The sequence below is a fragment of the Streptomyces hesseae genome (assembly GCF_031845785.1).
GTDB lineage: Bacteria > Actinomycetota > Actinomycetes > Streptomycetales > Streptomycetaceae > Streptomyces > Streptomyces hesseae.
Genome location: NZ_JAVRFI010000005.1, coordinates 40,376 through 55,170 on the forward strand (window position 1 = coordinate 40,376; position 14,795 = coordinate 55,170).

Sequence of the window (14,795 nt, forward strand, 5' to 3'; positions counted from 1 at the left end):
GCGGGGATTCAGTCCGTGACGACCAGCACGGCCCGGGCCTGCTGGGCGTCGGTGGTCAGTACCAGGGAGGCGGCGGTGCCGGCCGCCGCCGGGGCGGTGTACCGCAGTGAGATCTTCTCGACGGCGGGCAGCAGGTTCGGCAGTCCTGCCGTCGGCGAGCCCGTCGTGGGCAGCAGGGGGGCGAGTGCCTCCCCGAGTGTGATGCCTTCCTGGGCGGCCCAGGTCGCGGTCCAGCTCGTCGCGTCCGGATCCTTGTCCGCCACGAGGTCCAGTTCCATCAGCGACGATTCCGGGCCGCTGAGGAGGAGGGAGCCGGTGGCCTCGACGTCGGACGGGCCGTCCCCGGTGCTGATCCGCGCCGTGAGGTGGGCGCGGGCCCGCAGTCCGGCGGGCAGCGGGAACTCGGCGGATCCGGCCGCGGCGAACAGCCGTCCGGAGGGTGTGGGGACGACCTCGAAGCACAGGTCCCGCAACGTCAGCTCCGCCAGGGAGGCGGGCAGGCCGCTGCCCATGGCCTGCTCGGTCCAGGCGCTGATGTCGCGGAAGGCGATGCGGTCCGCCTCCACGGTGAGCCCCCAGCCCTGGGCGCTCCTGGTGGCCTTCACCCCGATCCGGGTCCCGCCCACGACGAGCGTGCCCGCCAGGGTGACCTCGAGCGCCCGGTCCCCGCCGCCGGACACCAGGACCGTCTGGTCCTCGATCCGTACGCCCGCGATCTCCAGGGGGCTCAGGAGCTCTCCCGCGACGACGAAGGCGCCTTCCCGGAGGTCGCACAGGAAGGAGAGCCGTCCCCAGCCGTTCTTGCCGAGGTCGGGGGCGGCGTGCTCGAAGAGGTTGCTGCCGTCGGCGAGTTCGCCGTGCGCCGTCAGGGCGGGCAGGTCGACCGTGACGGCGCTCTCCAGTCCGCCCAGGGACAGGTGTGCGCTCAGCTCGACGGACAGCCCTCCCCAGCCGTTCTGCCGGGCGGCGGAGTCCAGGGTGATCCGCGCACGTACCTGGCTGAGCGTCACACCCGCCAACAGCGGCCATTCGTGTGCCAGGTCGACCTCCAGCTCTCCGGTCACCCGCCCGTCCCCGGGGGCGTACGAGACGGTGACCTCGCGGAGCGCGGGCAGTGCCGAGGCGAGGAGCCCCTGCCACTCCGCGGGGAAGTGGTCGGTGACGGCGTCCGCGCCCGTGCAGCCCGGGAGGTCCGCCATGTACCGCAAGGACGGCAGGGTGAGTCCGTCGGGGAAGCGGGCGGACACCGTGAACGCGCCCTCGTGCACGGAGGCGAGGAACAGCACCGGCTCGTCGAGGCCGGGCAGCTCCCACCGGGCCCCCAGGACGACGGGTGTCCGTTCCTGCTCCGTTTCCTTGTCCGTGCGGGGGGTGGCGTCGAGCACGACGACAGGCGATCGCGCCCCCAGGGCCTGCAGCGGACTCAGGTCGTGCGCGGGGAAAGGCTCGGGCAGCCGCCACTTCGGGGCGTCCACGACCAGTACGAATCCCACGACCGTCCTGCCCGAGGCGTCGGCCAGGAACTCCGCCACGACCGGGCACGGTTCCGTCCCGAGGGCGGGCACGGTGCAGCGTCCCCGGACCGTCATGCTCTCCGCGGTGAATTCCGCGTCGGAGAAGTTCACTTCGGAGGAGCCGAGATAGGTGGGGAACGCAATACGGACCGCGGGGTCGGTGAACTCCTCGGCCTTGAGTCGCAGACTCCCGTTCCGTGCCCTCTCGGCGATTTCCTCAACGGACAATGGCATTGCCGAATCCCGTCCTCGATTTTCTGCGGTCACTTACGGAGACGGCGAGGTCAGACATAGATCTCTTCACTGATCCTGATGACGGCGGGGCCGTTGCCGGGGTCGGTCACGGGCGGCTGCGGGCGTGCGAAGTCCAGCACGGGGGCAAGGCCGCCGTGGGTCGCGATGATGCGCCTGGCCCGTTCGGCGTGCTCGGGGTCGAGTTCCTGCCGAACGTGGGGCTCGGCCGTCCCACGATCCGCGAGAAAGCCGTCCGGCTCATAAGGGAAACGATCGAAGTACTTCGTGGTGAGGAGCTTCTTGACCTTGTCCTTGGGTGCGTTGGGGATGGGATTTCTGAACATGTTGTCCCCCTCGGGTCGCCGCCAGTCCTGTTTCCAGATGCCTGCGGCTTGGTCTTCTTTCGCCAACGGACCGTAGGTGGGGCGCGCAGCGAAGTTGAGCTCCTCGGCCAGCCGGCGTTCGCTGATGTCGAACAACTCCATGCGCTGTGTGCGTATGCGCTGTGCTCGCGCGGCTTCGACGGCGTCGAGGGTGCCGGCCAGATGGCGGTCGATCACCTCGATGCTCCGCAGTTGTCCGGGGGTGTTGCGCAGGGCCTTCTGTCCCGTTCCGGTGTCGGTCGTGGTGCCGAACAGCCACTCCAAAGCGATGGGGTTGCCGTGGGTAACGATCTCTTCGAGCGGGCTGGTGTCGAACGCGAGAGCGCCGTTGAGGAGTCCCGCCAGGTAGGGCTGCTCCTCCTCGTTCTTCTCCATTGATCCGGCGACGATGTGGGCGGCGTGGATCAGTTCATGGCCGAGGACGATCTCGGGCGCCAGGATGACCCTGTCCTGCACAACGGCAAAACGCGGATTGAACTCGATGTACGAGAAGTAGCCGAGACCGGAGCGGGCGGTGGGTGTCTCGTCGGTAAGGGCACGGGTATCCGCGGAGGATCTGGTCCCTCGGGACAGAATCACCGTCGAGATGCTCGCCGGGGAATTCCCCGACTCGTACCGGGCGGTGAAGGCGGATTCGCCGAACCCGTGGGGGCCGGGTAGCGGAGTGGCCTGCCCGAAGAAGTCCACCAAGCGCTTCCCGGAGGGAACGGCTTCCAACCGGGTGAGGAGGTCGTCCACATGGTCCAGGAACGCCTGGTCGAGGGGATCTGCCGGGTGCGACAGCATGGTTGCGCGGGCCATGGAAGTGACGGCGATTCCCGGGCGGAGTTCGACAGCCGGGCAGGAACCCCGCGTGCCCATCGTGATCCGCATGCGCGCGGGGGGCGTCCCGGGGGTGGAGGGGTGAGTCACTGGGTGCTCCGAAAGCGAGGAGGTGGTCGGTCAGCCGCGGTGGGTGTCCGCGAGCGGGGCGGGCGTCGTTCCGGACGGCGCCGTGGCGAATACGGCACGCACGGTTCCGGCGTCCGCGGCGACGACGACACCGTCGTCCCCCGCCATGAGGTCGAGCCTGGTGACCTTGGGCAGGAGATTCCGTACGGAATCGTCCACTGTTCCTCCGAGCCATTCGACGAGATCTGCCACGGATACCGCGGCGTCGCCCTGCCAGGAGGCCTGCACACGGCCTCCTGCCTGCGCCCGGAGCTCCAGAACCATGGGTTCGGCCGCCGCCGGCAGATCGATGGACAGCGTGGCCTCCAGGTGCCCAGTGCCCGGGCCCGTGCCACTGGCAGCGCTGATCAGGAGGTCTGCCTTGCGGCTGCCGAGAGAGAACAGGCTGTCGGCGGAGAACTCGAAGGAACCATCGGCCCTCCGGGCCACGGACAGGTCGTCGAGGACGACGCCTCGCAGGAATTCCGGCGCTGTTACTCCCATGTGTTCCGACAGCCAGTCGGCGACCGAAGCGAAGTCCACATGGCGCACTGAGCCGGCCAGTTCCCACCGGCCGTCCGTCGTACGGGCGGCGACGGCGCGGACCCGGGCGGATCCGATGGCCAGTTCGCCGAGGATCCGTACATCCGGAGCCCCGCTCCCGTGGCCGGCTATTTCGAGGGAGGCGTTCTCCAGGGCGAAGTCCGGACCGGATGCCGCGGGTGCCGAATAGCCGAGCGCGAGGGCATAGATTCCCTCCCGCAGATTGGCCCTGACCGTGGCATGGGCGACGGGAAGGCTTTCCAGACCGCTCCCGGAAGCGAGTTCGGCCGGTGTGCCGGTGTCCGGGAAGGGGCCGGCCGCCTCGGCCGCCATCTCCAGTTCCGGAACCGTGATGGTTCCGCCGAGGGTGTAGCCGTGCACGCCGATACCGGCGTGCAGAGCGGCCCGGGTCCGCACGGGGCCGCCCTCGGGGAAGGTCAGAGTGAACTCCGCCTCGACAGCGGTGAGCTCCGCTGTCCCCGGGATCACTGCCATGTGATCGGCCAGGCCCACCCGCAACCAGACGCTGCACAGCCGCTTTTGGCCGGTATCGGCGACAACCTGGATCTTCCGTATCCGAGGAGCGGCGACGGGTATCTCTGCCGGAAGGGCGAAATCGGCACCCGAACCGAACGGCAACCGAGCGAGATCGGCGAGGGCGGACAAGGACAGTCCCTCGCCCGGAGCCAGCGACGCGGTGACCGTCGACGCCCCGGAAGGGGCGACGTCGAACTCCCACTGCTGAGGGTCCGCGCCGATTCCCGGCAGGCGGACCACGCAGCGGGGCGCGACGGCCGTGCCCCTGTCCTCGGACAGTCCGAGGGTGAGGACGGCGTGCAGCCGTCCCGTCTTCCACGCGGTGCTCAGGAAGCCCAGGTCGAGGTCGAGGTCGCCCAGCCGGAACCGCCAGTCCGGCAGTTGCACGTCCAGTACCACAGCGCTCACGTCCGCTCCCCGGGCATCACCGAGGAACCGCAGGGTGCAGGGCAGGTCGGCGCCGTGGCGAGCCAGTGTCAAGCGGCCGGTGACGGCCGGCGCTTCGAGGTCCACCTCAGGGTCATGGACGGTCAGAGCGTCCGTGAAGAGATAGTCGTCGAAGAGTTCCAGGGCGTTCTCATGCCCCAACTGCTGTGGAGTGAGCGTCAAATCCCCCTTCGAGTCGGTGAGGATCGTCCGGACCTGCGCCATCGACAGGGACACCACTTCGCCTTTCGCTTCTGCATACTTTTCCGCGCTGCGCGCGGCCGTCAACGGGCCCATTTGGGGACGATCGGAGCCACCTCTGCCGGAGTGCCGAACGGGTGGCCGGGGTTCGCCCGGCCCTGATCCGGCCAGAACTCCTTTTCGCCGCGCCATCCTCGGGGAGCGGTGAACTTCGGGGATCCAGGGGTCCAGGGCGCTTCGTCGAGTTTCGTCCAATAGCCGACGAGCCCTGTCCAGCGTGCCGCTTCGTCTTCGAACGGGTTGTATCGGAACCCCCTGTCGAATCCCGGAAACCCTTTGCTCCGGTCCGGCTGATGCTTGATGAAGTCCTTTGCCGAGGACCACGCGTGCTGCTTGACCGGAAAGCGGCCGTCGGGCCGTTCGGTGAAGGTGAAGCGCAGAGTGATGTCCACCTGGTACGCCTGAAGGATCCGTTGCGGGGGGATGTGCCACGGCGCGTCCCACTCGGTGGCTTCCTTCACCAGTGTCCGGGCCCTGCGTCCGGCATGGCCATGTCGCTCGGGATCGAGCACATTGCCTTCCATGCTGACCAGGTACTTGGTCGGCTTGATCACGTACAGCCACTTTTTCAAGTGGGTGCCCTCCCGGTCGTCGGCCAGCTCCCGTGCTATCTTCCGCAGCCTGGAGAGCTCCGCCTCGTTGTCGTACCCTTTCTTTACGAGCTCCTGGACGGCCAGTCCGGCATTGAGGTCGGTTTCCTTCATAGTTTTCAGCAGAGGGCCGAGCTCCCAGCGGACGAACATCTTCATGGCGGTGTCGGCATCCCGCGCCACGCTGACGAATCCGCTCTTTTTGCTGTAAGTCTTCCAGTCCGCGAGGTGGCCCGGGATGTCATAGTACGTATCCCAGCCTGTGAACCCGCCCTTGAATATCTCTCCCGGGCCCCGGTCGTCGATCCGGTACACCCATTCCGGCACCCTCTTCGGCACGTACGGAAAAATGGGGAGCAGCTTTTTCTGACTGCCGTTCGGCATCTGTGATCCTGATTCGGGAAGAGGGTGGAAAAGTTCGCTTCGGGGAGCGGGAACGGACCGGTGAAATCGGCTCTTTGCCGGCAGTCAGCCGGAGAGGCCCAGCGGCGGCGACGGCTGAGGGCCGGCGGTCCATGAATCGACGGAGGCGAAGGTGAACCGGTCCTTGTCCTCCACCTCGGCGGCTGACGTCCTTTCCGCCGACGGGCCCTCCAACAGCATCGCGGCGCTGGCGTGTCCGGTGGCCGGGCCGTCCTCCGAGGCGGACGGGGTGTGCTCCCGGAGGAGGGTGTATCGGTGGTTCCCCTCCGGGCCCCAGGGCCACCCATAGGCGCCGTCGGCCGAGGGGTGACCGAGCACGAGCAGCTGTCCCTGGGGTGCGAGGGGATGGCCTGTGGGCCCGTCCGCGACGTCGGCCGGGAACACCTCCGCCTGAAGGCCGGCTGCGACGGAGCCCGGCACGTCGCCGAGGAAGACGACGCGCAACGAACCGTAGACCAGCAGCAGGACGCTGCCATTCGCGTCCGTATCGGATGATCCCGTATTGCCGGTGGAGTTCGCCGCGAGCACATAGAGCTGCATTCCGGCGAAAGAGATGACCGGCGCGCTCAATCCCCGGAAGGACGGGGGAAAGGTCCGCGCATTGTTGCCGACCAGCCACCGGTGGAGTTCCGCTCCTCCCTGGAGGCCGGCGTATTGCCGCAGGTCTCCGCCGCAGGAAACCTGCCCGATCTCCAGCCCCCGGGTCACCGGGAGCAAGGCGTTGCAATGGGAGGAGTCAGGGTGCGTGAGGAATACGTGATCGATGCGCGTGCGCCCGGCGAGGGCCCGCCGCACGGTGGCGCGCATCTTCTCGGTGGTCTCCTGCGCACCGCGGGAATTCCCACAGTCGATCATCACGGTCGGCGGTGCACCGGCACGCTGATCGTCCGCTTCCGGGAAGGTGATGACAGCGCAGGTCGTGTCCTTGGTGTCCGTGAGCACGATCTGGGCCGGCTTGCGAGCGGGAATTCCATCCGTCAATGGCCCGTGGTGAGGGCTCAAGTTGTTCTCCTTCGGGGGCACGCGGTCGGGGTGGGGCCGGGTTTCTTGGGCAGCGGCAGGAGTTGAGCAGGCCCGTGCGCGGGGCGCGGAGCTGCGGGGTGAGGGCACGGTGGGGGCCGGGCACGGCGTGTGCTGCGTCGTGCCCGGCAGCCCGGTTTACGCGGGGAACACGTGGTTTCCCCACTCGATGGTGACCTTCGCTACGCCGGTGTTGTTCACGTCGGCGGAGATGAGCGTGGCCTTGCCCGCGTCGAAGTAGCTGTCGCCGCCCTGGCCGCCGTGGCCTCCCTGGCCGCCGGCACCACCGCCGCCACCGCCACCGGCACCGCCTCCGGAGTTCCCGAGAATCCCGGCGCCTCCACCCCAGCTTCCGCCGCCGCCACCGCCACCACCGAAACCGGCCCGACCCGTGTCTCCGTCGGCTGCCCGGGCCTGCGCGGTCCCGTTGGCACCGGACCGGCCTCCCCGGCCCCCGGAGCCACCGGCGCCCCCCGAGCCACCAGAGCCGCCAGGGGCATAGCCCGATGATCCGGATCCCCCGGCACCACCCTGCTGTCCGCTTCCGGCACCTCCATTGCCGGCGTCGGAGTCCCCGGTACCGCCATTGCCGACGCCGGAGGACGTTCCCCGGCCTCCTCCTTCTCCGCCGAGACCGGGGTTGTACGCGAGCCACCCCCAGCCGTTGCCGCCGCGTTCGCCGCTGTCGCCGTCGCTTCCGCCCGACCCCGGGCCGCCCGGCTGGCCGCTGGCGATGGGACCGCCGGCGGAGGTGATGTGTCCGGCGTCTCCACCGGCGCCACCACCGCCCTCCTTCCCGCCGGAACCGCCGGAACCGCCATGTGCGAAGCCGTCGGCCGTGCCCTGGCCGCCGTCGCCACCGGCTTTCCCGGCGTCACCCCGGCTGCCTGCCGCACCGGCCTCTCCACCGCTGCCCGCCCCCACGATCAGCGCGCCGTCGTGGGAGATCTGCGCCGAGGCCCCCGATGAGCCGTCGCGAGCGATGCGGACGCCGATGACGTCCCCAGGAGTGACGTGGAGCAAGGCCTGGATACAGGCACCCTTGCCCCCGCTCACCCCGTCGGCGGGCTCGCCCCCGGCGCCCCGGACGTACAGCGAGAGGATGGTGACGTGGTCGGGGACGGTGAACGTCCGCTCGTCCGTACCGTTGTAGAAGAGGTCCTGGCTGCCGGCCGCTGAGTTGCGGATCCTCAGGTGGCTGTCCGCCGTGATGTTTCCCGTGACCTTGAGGCGTCCGCCGATGGTGACTTTGCCGGTCATGCCAGCTTCCCCCGCAACGGCGTGCCCTGGGGATCCAGGAACTGCGCGTCTGTCGTGATGTCGCCGGTCGCCTCGACGGCGCCGGTGACGTTCATGTCCTTGCCGACGGTGAGGTTGCCCGTCACGGTCAGCTGCTCGAAGACGGGCTCTTCGACGGCGACCGCCGTCGAGAGGTGGCGCGTGATCGTGTCGCCGGAGCGCTTCAGCGTCACCTGGACATGGAAGTGGGTGTCGCGGGTGAGGCCGGTGACGGAGAGCTGCCACTTGTCCCGGTCACGCAGTGGCTCGGCGTGCTTGCCGTTGTAGTAGACGTCACAGGTGGCGTCCGCCGGGGCGGTCCAGCTGAGGACGGCCTTCTGGCCCGACTTGAGCAGAGTGGCCGGGGTGGAGATGGGATTGCCGTTGGTGTCGGCCTCGTGGAGGGCGAGGTCGCCGACCACGTCGGCCGTGAGAGCTTCGGCCGGCGGGTACTTGGCGAGCGGGAGGACGAGCTGGTTGGTCTCCCACGTCTGGCCGTTGTCGACGCTCACGGTCTCCCGGATGCGCAGCAAGGCGGTGCCCGCGAGCTTGTTGGCCTTGAAATCCTTGAGGCGCAGGAGGAGTCCGTGGGTGGTGAGGGAGACGGACTCGCCGCTGGTGGGGCGGACGGTGAGAGGCGTGTTGCCGGGGGTGAAGGCCGCCATTTCGTCCTGGGGCAGGGTGAGGAGGACGCCGCTCTCGATCTCGTCGACGGTCCACTGGTCGGCCGGTTCGACGGTGGGGACGATGCGGTGCCCCGCGGGCACGAGGTCCTGGGCGAGGTCGCCGGTGGGGATCTCGACGAGGATCTGCTTGCACAGGACGGCTTCGGTGCCCGAGTTGGACGCGACGATGTCGATGTGGGCCGGCCGGTCGGTGGCCAGGGGAGCCGGAACGGTGGCCAGGCCGTAGGTCAGGCGGCTGGTGCCGCCGTTGTTGGCGCTCATGGTGGCTTTTTCCTTCGGTTCTTGCGGGGTCACTCGGACGTGGTGGCGTCGGCCGGCGCGAGCGGGCCGCGGGAGGTGAGCAGGCCGGAGCGGAGTACAGGGGCCCGGTCGTTCCAGCGCGGAGTGGTGCTCGCGGCCGAGGTGGCGAAGTGGGCCCAGGTGCCGTCGACGGCACGCTCCGCCCATGTCCACGTCTGGTCGTCGACGGTGCGCACCGGCAGTGCCACGGTGCCCTCCGCAAGGGCGGCCGCCGGGGTGAGCAGTGGCCCGGTGCGCAGGACGTTGCGCATGCGGGTCAGCGGTCCGTCGGTGAAACGGTGGGGTATCTCCAGTGTCGTGGTGGGCAGCAGGCCGGTCGTGGCGTGCACGGGGGCGTGCGGGTCGACGAGCAGGGTCAGGTGCTGGGGTGTTCCGGCCGTGACGCGCAGATGGGTTCCGTCGCCGATGGCGGCGATGCGCGGATGCGCGTCGTCCGGTGGGACCACGGTGCGCAGCACGTCGGGGTCGGCGTCGGCGAAGTAGCCCACCAGCCCGTCGCCCATGCGCAGTCGCTCGCCCAGGCGGACCGGCCAGGAGTAGCCGGTGAACTCCGGCCGCGGCGGCTCGTGGTCGAAGATGTGCTGCCAGCCCGGGTCGGTGGGCGGCGGTCCGTCCAGGTCCAGGTGGAGGCGGCAGCGGACGAGGGCCAGTGGACGCCCGGCGAGCGCGGCCGAGGCGGTGCCCGCGGTGGGCACGATGTCCACCAGCGAGGTCTCCAGGAGATTCATGGCGGCGGGCAGCGGGCTGCTGTCCGCGCCGGCGCCCTGGAACCAGGTGATGAGCGCGTGCAGGTGAGGGAAGGCGGTGCGCAGGGCGTCGAGGTCGGCGGGGTCGGCGCCGGGCAGCGGTGTCCACACGGCTTCCCGGGACGTCCGGCCGATGCGGTACGCCCGGCGCAGCAGGCCGAGGGCGGTGCCGTCGGGCGCGTATGCCGTGAGCGAGCCGTCGACCAGGTTGGGGACGATCCAGCCGGCGAGTGGGCTGCCGTCGTCCAGGTGGGTGGCCTGGTGCGTGTCGCGGGCGGCGTCCATGAGGTCCAGCCCGAGGCGCGCGGCCTGCGGCAGGCGCGGCGGCAGCTGGATGACGTGCTCCGGGGTCGTGTCCAGGGCCTCGGGGACGTGCTGCGGGCGCAGGCGGTCGGCGACCACGGGGTGCCGGAGGCCGCTCGTCCCGCCGGTGCCCGCCGGGGTGATGACGTCCAGGGCGCGCCCGAAGGAGTCCACCAGGGTCAGCCGGAGGAAGCGGAACTGGCCTGCGCGCAGCTGCTGGAAGCCGGAGTCCGGCCAGCCCTCGAAGGGCACGGGCAGGGGGCCCGGGTCGGGGCTGGTGCGGTAGGCGTCGCCGATCAGTTCCGTCAGCTCCGGCGGCGCGCCCAGCGGGGGGACGCCCTGGCCGGGGTCCTGGCCGATGAGCATGTCGCGCAGCCCCGCCAGCGAGCTGGACAGCACGTCCCCGCGAACCACTCGCTCGGCCAACGCGTCGCAGTGCGGGGCGAGTTCGGGGTCGTCGGGTGCGTACTGCCGGAGCTGGCCGGCCAGGCTCCGCGGCAGGTGGTCGCTGAGCAGCGTCCGGCCGGTGTAGGTGCGGGCGGCCTCGGGACGGGGCTGCGGGCAGGAGTAGCGGTCGCCGTCGAACTGCCACTGGTCGTGCGGGAGGGGGTGGTACTCGATCTCCCAGAGCAGGTGGAGGGGGTGCCATGGCTGTGCCCAGGGATCGTTGCCGAAGGCCGGGGTGGTGCCGGTGCGCGGAGTCGCCGCCGGCGCCGTGTCCGGTCGGCTGTCCGTCGGACGCGGCTGGACGGCCGGGCTGTGCGGGTCGAGGAGGAACGCCTCGCGCAGCAGGGCGCGGGTGGAGCCCGGCATGGTGGAGTGCTCGCCGGTGCCGAGGTCGAGGGTGTTGCACGCGAGATCGGCCCGGTCGGCGGTGAACTCGGCAGAATCGTCGGCGAGTTGTACGGCGGTCACGGTCTGGTCGCCGAACCGGCAGCGCAGCGTGGTGTCGTCCGAGACGGGCATGGAGCCGGCGCCCTGGAGGACGACGGCGGGGTCCAGGGCACGGTGGAAGAGGGCCGGGGCGACGCGCTTGAGGTCCCAGCCGGTGGGCAGCCCGTGTGCCTGGGCGTACTGGCGGACCGATTCCGTCAGTTGTGCGGGTGTGTCCCCGTCGGGGAGTGCGGCCCGGAGGCGGTCGGCCTCCTGCCGTTCGGCGCGTACGCGGGCCGCGAGGCTGCCCTCGCGCGCGGGGTCGAGCTCCTGCGTCAGCTGCTGGTGGTGGTAGCCGCGCGGCAGTACGGGCAGGCCCTGGAGGCGCCACATGCCGTACAGCCTCCGGCGCAGCCCGGCCAGCTCGCGGTCCGCCCGGTCGTAGGCGTGCTGCGCGGCGTTCAGGGCGGCCTCGACGGTCCGGGCGCGGCGCTCGTCCTCCGGGGAGGCGGCTTCGTCCGCGGTGCTGGGCGGCACCGCGTGCCAGGCGTACGAGGCGGTGCCCTCGCCGAAGCCGGCGCCGAGCAGGATGTCGGCGAGGTGGTGGGTGTTGTCCGGCTCGTCCGCCCGGGCGAGGGTGTTGCTCTGGAGCTGGTCGAGAAGTGCGGGCGCGAGGGTGAGGGACGGGTCGGTGGCCGCCTTGCCGGCGGACAGGGCGGTGAGCGCGGAGCGTGCGCTGTCGGCGACGGCCACCGTCGGGTCGGGCCGCTGCTCGCCGGAGGGGTCGTAGTGGGGCGACACGCTGTGGACGCGGCCGGTGTAGACGGTACGGGCCCCCGGGGGCGGGGTGCCGTCCACCTGCCAGCCCAGGGAGCCTTCCAGAGCCTCGCGTACCCGCGGGTCGGCGAGCGGGTCGTCGGAGCCCGTCGCGTGCCACCCGATGACCTGGTAGCCCAGGCGGTCGAACTGGTGGGGCAACTGTGCCAGGGGGTCGTGGAAGGAGAAGACGTCCTGGCAGTGCGGCTGGAACGCGGCGAACGTCAGGGTCCCCGGGCCGGTCGCGGTCAGGAAGGTGGGCTGCTCCGCCGCGGACTCCGTCCACCGCGCGGCCTCGGTGTGGCGCCCGATCCGGGTCGGGGTGACGTGGCCCCGGCCGGGGCGCAGGTAGGGGACGGTGCCCGTGCGCTTGTCGAGGAAGTCGCTCTCGACGACCCACGCGGCGGTGGCGTACTCCCCCTCGGCCGTGTAGGCGTGCCGGACGACCAGCCAGCGGTTGGGTGCGGGCGGGAGTGTGACCTCGCCGCCGGGCGTGGTCGCCCGGCGCAGTGCCGCCGGAAGCTCCCAGTGCAGGTACACGCCCGCTTCCAGGGAGGACTCCGTGCTCGCGTAGGGCGACGGCTCCGGGGACCGGTGGACGCCGAGCAGGTGGTAGTTGGGCGTCCAGCGGAGGAAGGAGTCCCGGCCGCGCACCTGGTCGTTGACGACCAGGGCCCGGAGCCTTACGGGGACCAGGAGGTCGGTGTTCATCGGGTGGTTCCTTCGAAGGAGAGGGTCAGCTGCTCGGGGGCGCGCACCAGCTGCACGGCGAACTCGGCGGGCGAGAGCGGCGGGGATCCGGGCTTGACGTCCTCGGCGAGGCGGGCCGCGAGCCTGCCGACGTCCAGCACCCGTGCCCCGGCCGGGGTGGTGACGGTCAGGGCCGGGTCGGCGCCGACGGGCACCCAGCGTCCCAGTGGCCGGCCGACCTCGCCGGGGGCCAGGCTGCGCAGGGCCACGTTCCCCTGGTCGTCCAGGCCGAAGTGCAGCCCCTGGCGCGGTTCGCTGATCGTCAGACGGTCGGGCATCCGGTCGAAGAGCATCAGCAGGACGTCGGCACCCAGGGCCTCGCTGCGGATCACCTCGACCGGGGCGGTCCCGGCGGCGGCACGGGCCTCGACGCGCAGGGTCGGCCAGCCCGGGACGAGGGCCGAGCGCAGCAGCAGACCGGCGGCAGGCACGGGTCCCCGGCCGTCGAGCAGATCGTCCAGTTCGGCGTCGGTCGTGGCGTCGGCGCCGATGTGCCGGTCGAGGCTGCGCGCGCCGTCGAGCAGGGCGTGGAGCCAGCCGCGGTCGACGTGGAACAGGCGCAGGCTCTCGGGCGGGAGCATCCGCTGGTCCGGTACGAGGCAGTCGAACGGCACTCCGCTGAGCGTGCGCAACTTGGCCAGCCACGCCGCCGTCTCCCGCGCGTCCGACGACGGCTGCTGCGGGACGGAGGAGCGCTTCGGCGCGTCGAGGCGGGCCGCGGTGGGAGCGGCGCGTACGGTCCGGGGGCGCGGCTCGTCGTCCTCGGGGATGCCGAAGGTCGCGGCCAGCGCGCCGAGAGCGTCGCCGCGCAGCAGCTCCTCGAACTGCTCGCGCGGCGTCGGCTGCTCGCGCGGCGTCGGCGCGGCCGCACGAGCGGCCTTGCGGGCGACCGGGCCGGCGGACGGTGCGCTGTGGAAGAGCTGCCGGCGGTACGTCGCGTACTGGCGGTCGGTGGCCCGGCGCAGCCGGCCCTGGTGGCGCAGGCGGACCAGGGTCGTCGCGAAGCCGGGGTCGGCCAGGGCCAGGGCGCGGCCCACGTTCCAGGCGCAGGCGTAGCCGGTGGCGAAGGTGCCGGTGTGCGGCTCGTGGAGCAGCAGGCCGTCGGCGTCGGGGAAGTGGCCGTCCGCCGGCCGGGGCAGCTCGGGTGCTACGCGGGGGAGGAACGGGCCGCTGTACCACGCGAGGGCGCGTTCGCCGGTCTCGGTGATGTGGGTCATCGGGACCATGCCCTGCTCCAGCAGGGTGCCCAGTTCCTCCGGCAGCCCGGTGTCCGCGGCGGAGGCCGGGCGCAGCGGGGCGGCGCTGTGCTCGCCGTTGCCCGGAGTGAAGCGGCCTGCCAACCGGCCGAAGCTGTCGCCGGATTCGGCGCAGGAGGTGAACGTCCAGCTGTGCAGGGACACCAGGCGCACGGGCTTGCCGTCGGCCTGCTGCCCGGGCGGTGTGTGGCCCTCCAGCGAGACCAGGTGGGCCACGTACCGGCCCTGGGCCGCGGCGGGGAAGCGGGCGGTGGTGATGACCGCGTGCGCGTCCTTGCCCGGCCGGCCGCCCTGGCCGTCCGTGGGCGCGGCGTCCTCTCCGCCCGAACGGACGTGGGCGAGGAGGGCGAGGTCGGACGGCCCGGGGAGCAGTTGTGCCAGCAGATCCCGCGGTACGTCGACGACCTGGCAGGGGGTGTCGAGCAGGGCGGGGTCGACGGCGTCCCGGTCCAGGGCGGGCCCGGAGACCGCGGCGTCGCCGTCGAGGAGTGCGCGTACGGTCAGCGAGGCGGTGGTGCCCAGGGCGTTGGGGTCGCCGGGCAGTTCGCCCTCGCCGAAGAGCAGCAGCGCCAGCCAGGGGGCCCGGGCACGGTTCTGGACATTGCCGGTGAAGGGCTCGCGCTCCCACGGCAGGGCCGCCGGGTCGAGCGTGATGTGCGGGAGCAGGCCGTGGAAGGGGCCCTGGCTGTGCGCGGCCGGGTACACGGCATGCACCCACGAGGGGTCGAGACGGAACTGCGCGGCCCGTACGTCGACGATCTGTGCCACCGGGTCGAGCCGGGCTCCCGGCAGGTCCTCGGCGGGAAGCTGCTGGTCGACGGTGATCCGGTAGCGGCCGGCCTCGATGCCGGGCAGCAGGTGGTCGTGGAAGGTGACGGGGGTGTCGTCCGCCGGTGCGGACTGCTCGGTCGGGGGCGTGGTCATGA

9 protein-coding genes are annotated in these 14,795 nt (G+C 71.4%); all 9 read right to left on the reverse strand.

What is annotated here, in order from left to right; genetic code table 11:
• Window positions 1-8: 8 nt before the first annotated feature.
• The 9 genes from RM609_RS10245 to RM609_RS10285 all read right to left on the reverse strand — a co-directional run bounded on the left by RM609_RS10245 (window position 9) and on the right by RM609_RS10285 (window position 14,793).
• Window positions 9-1,748, reverse strand: coding sequence for a hypothetical protein (locus tag RM609_RS10245; RefSeq protein WP_311609772.1), 1,740 nt, complete (start codon window positions 1,746-1,748; stop codon window positions 9-11).
• A gap of 50 nt (window positions 1,749-1,798) precedes the next feature.
• Complete coding sequence (locus RM609_RS10250) at window positions 1,799-2,932, reverse strand: M91 family zinc metallopeptidase (RefSeq protein WP_311609773.1); 1,134 nt, start codon at window positions 2,930-2,932, stop codon at window positions 1,799-1,801.
• A gap of 141 nt (window positions 2,933-3,073) precedes the next feature.
• Window positions 3,074-4,804 carry a hypothetical protein gene (locus RM609_RS10255; protein ID WP_311609775.1) on the reverse strand — a complete coding sequence of 577 codons (1,731 nt, stop codon included), beginning with the start codon at window positions 4,802-4,804 and terminating at the stop codon, window positions 3,074-3,076.
• Between the two features lie 47 nt (window positions 4,805-4,851).
• Window positions 4,852-5,802 (reverse strand): hypothetical protein, encoded by a 951-nt coding sequence (locus tag RM609_RS10260; RefSeq protein WP_311609778.1) that lies wholly within the window; start codon window positions 5,800-5,802, stop codon window positions 4,852-4,854.
• Window positions 5,803-5,886: 84 nt separating this feature from the next.
• A complete protein-coding gene (locus tag RM609_RS10265; RefSeq protein ID WP_311609780.1) occupies window positions 5,887-6,843 on the reverse strand; it encodes a ComEC/Rec2 family competence protein in 957 nt (318 codons plus the stop codon).
• 156 nt (window positions 6,844-6,999) lie between these two features.
• Entirely contained in the window at window positions 7,000-8,121 is a 1,122-nt protein-coding gene (locus tag RM609_RS10270; RefSeq protein ID WP_311609782.1) for a hypothetical protein, read from the reverse strand.
• Window positions 8,118-9,086 (reverse strand): hypothetical protein, encoded by a 969-nt coding sequence (locus tag RM609_RS10275; protein ID WP_311609784.1) that lies wholly within the window; start codon window positions 9,084-9,086, stop codon window positions 8,118-8,120. The genes RM609_RS10270 and RM609_RS10275 overlap by 4 nt, the downstream gene beginning before the upstream one ends.
• 29 nt (window positions 9,087-9,115) lie before the next feature.
• Window positions 9,116-12,574: a hypothetical protein gene (locus RM609_RS10280; RefSeq protein WP_311609786.1), complete on the reverse strand. Its 3,459-nt coding sequence runs from the start codon at window positions 12,572-12,574 to the stop codon at window positions 9,116-9,118.
• Window positions 12,571-14,793: a hypothetical protein gene (locus tag RM609_RS10285; RefSeq protein WP_311609788.1), complete on the reverse strand. Its 2,223-nt coding sequence runs from the start codon at window positions 14,791-14,793 to the stop codon at window positions 12,571-12,573. The genes RM609_RS10280 and RM609_RS10285 overlap by 4 nt, the downstream gene beginning before the upstream one ends.
• Window positions 14,794-14,795 lie beyond the last annotated feature (2 nt).

Bases quoted from the DNA above. Each gene is read 5' to 3' on its own strand.
- RM609_RS10260 (WP_311609778.1), bottom strand. From the start codon at position 5,802: ATGCCGAACGGCAGTCAGAAAAAGCTGCTCCCCATTTTTCCGTACGTG.
- RM609_RS10270 (WP_311609782.1), bottom strand. From the start codon at position 8,121: ATGACCGGCAAAGTCACCATCGGCGGACGCCTCAAGGTCACGGGAAAC.
- RM609_RS10285 (WP_311609788.1), bottom strand. From the start codon at position 14,793: ATGACCACGCCCCCGACCGAGCAGTCCGCACCGGCGGACGACACCCCC.
- RM609_RS10280 (WP_311609786.1), bottom strand. From the start codon at position 12,574: ATGAACACCGACCTCCTGGTCCCCGTAAGGCTCCGGGCCCTGGTCGTC.
- RM609_RS10250 (WP_311609773.1), bottom strand. From the start codon at position 2,932: ATGGCCCGCGCAACCATGCTGTCGCACCCGGCAGATCCCCTCGACCAG.
- RM609_RS10275 (WP_311609784.1), bottom strand. From the start codon at position 9,086: ATGAGCGCCAACAACGGCGGCACCAGCCGCCTGACCTACGGCCTGGCC.
- RM609_RS10245 (WP_311609772.1), bottom strand. From the start codon at position 1,748: ATGCCATTGTCCGTTGAGGAAATCGCCGAGAGGGCACGGAACGGGAGT.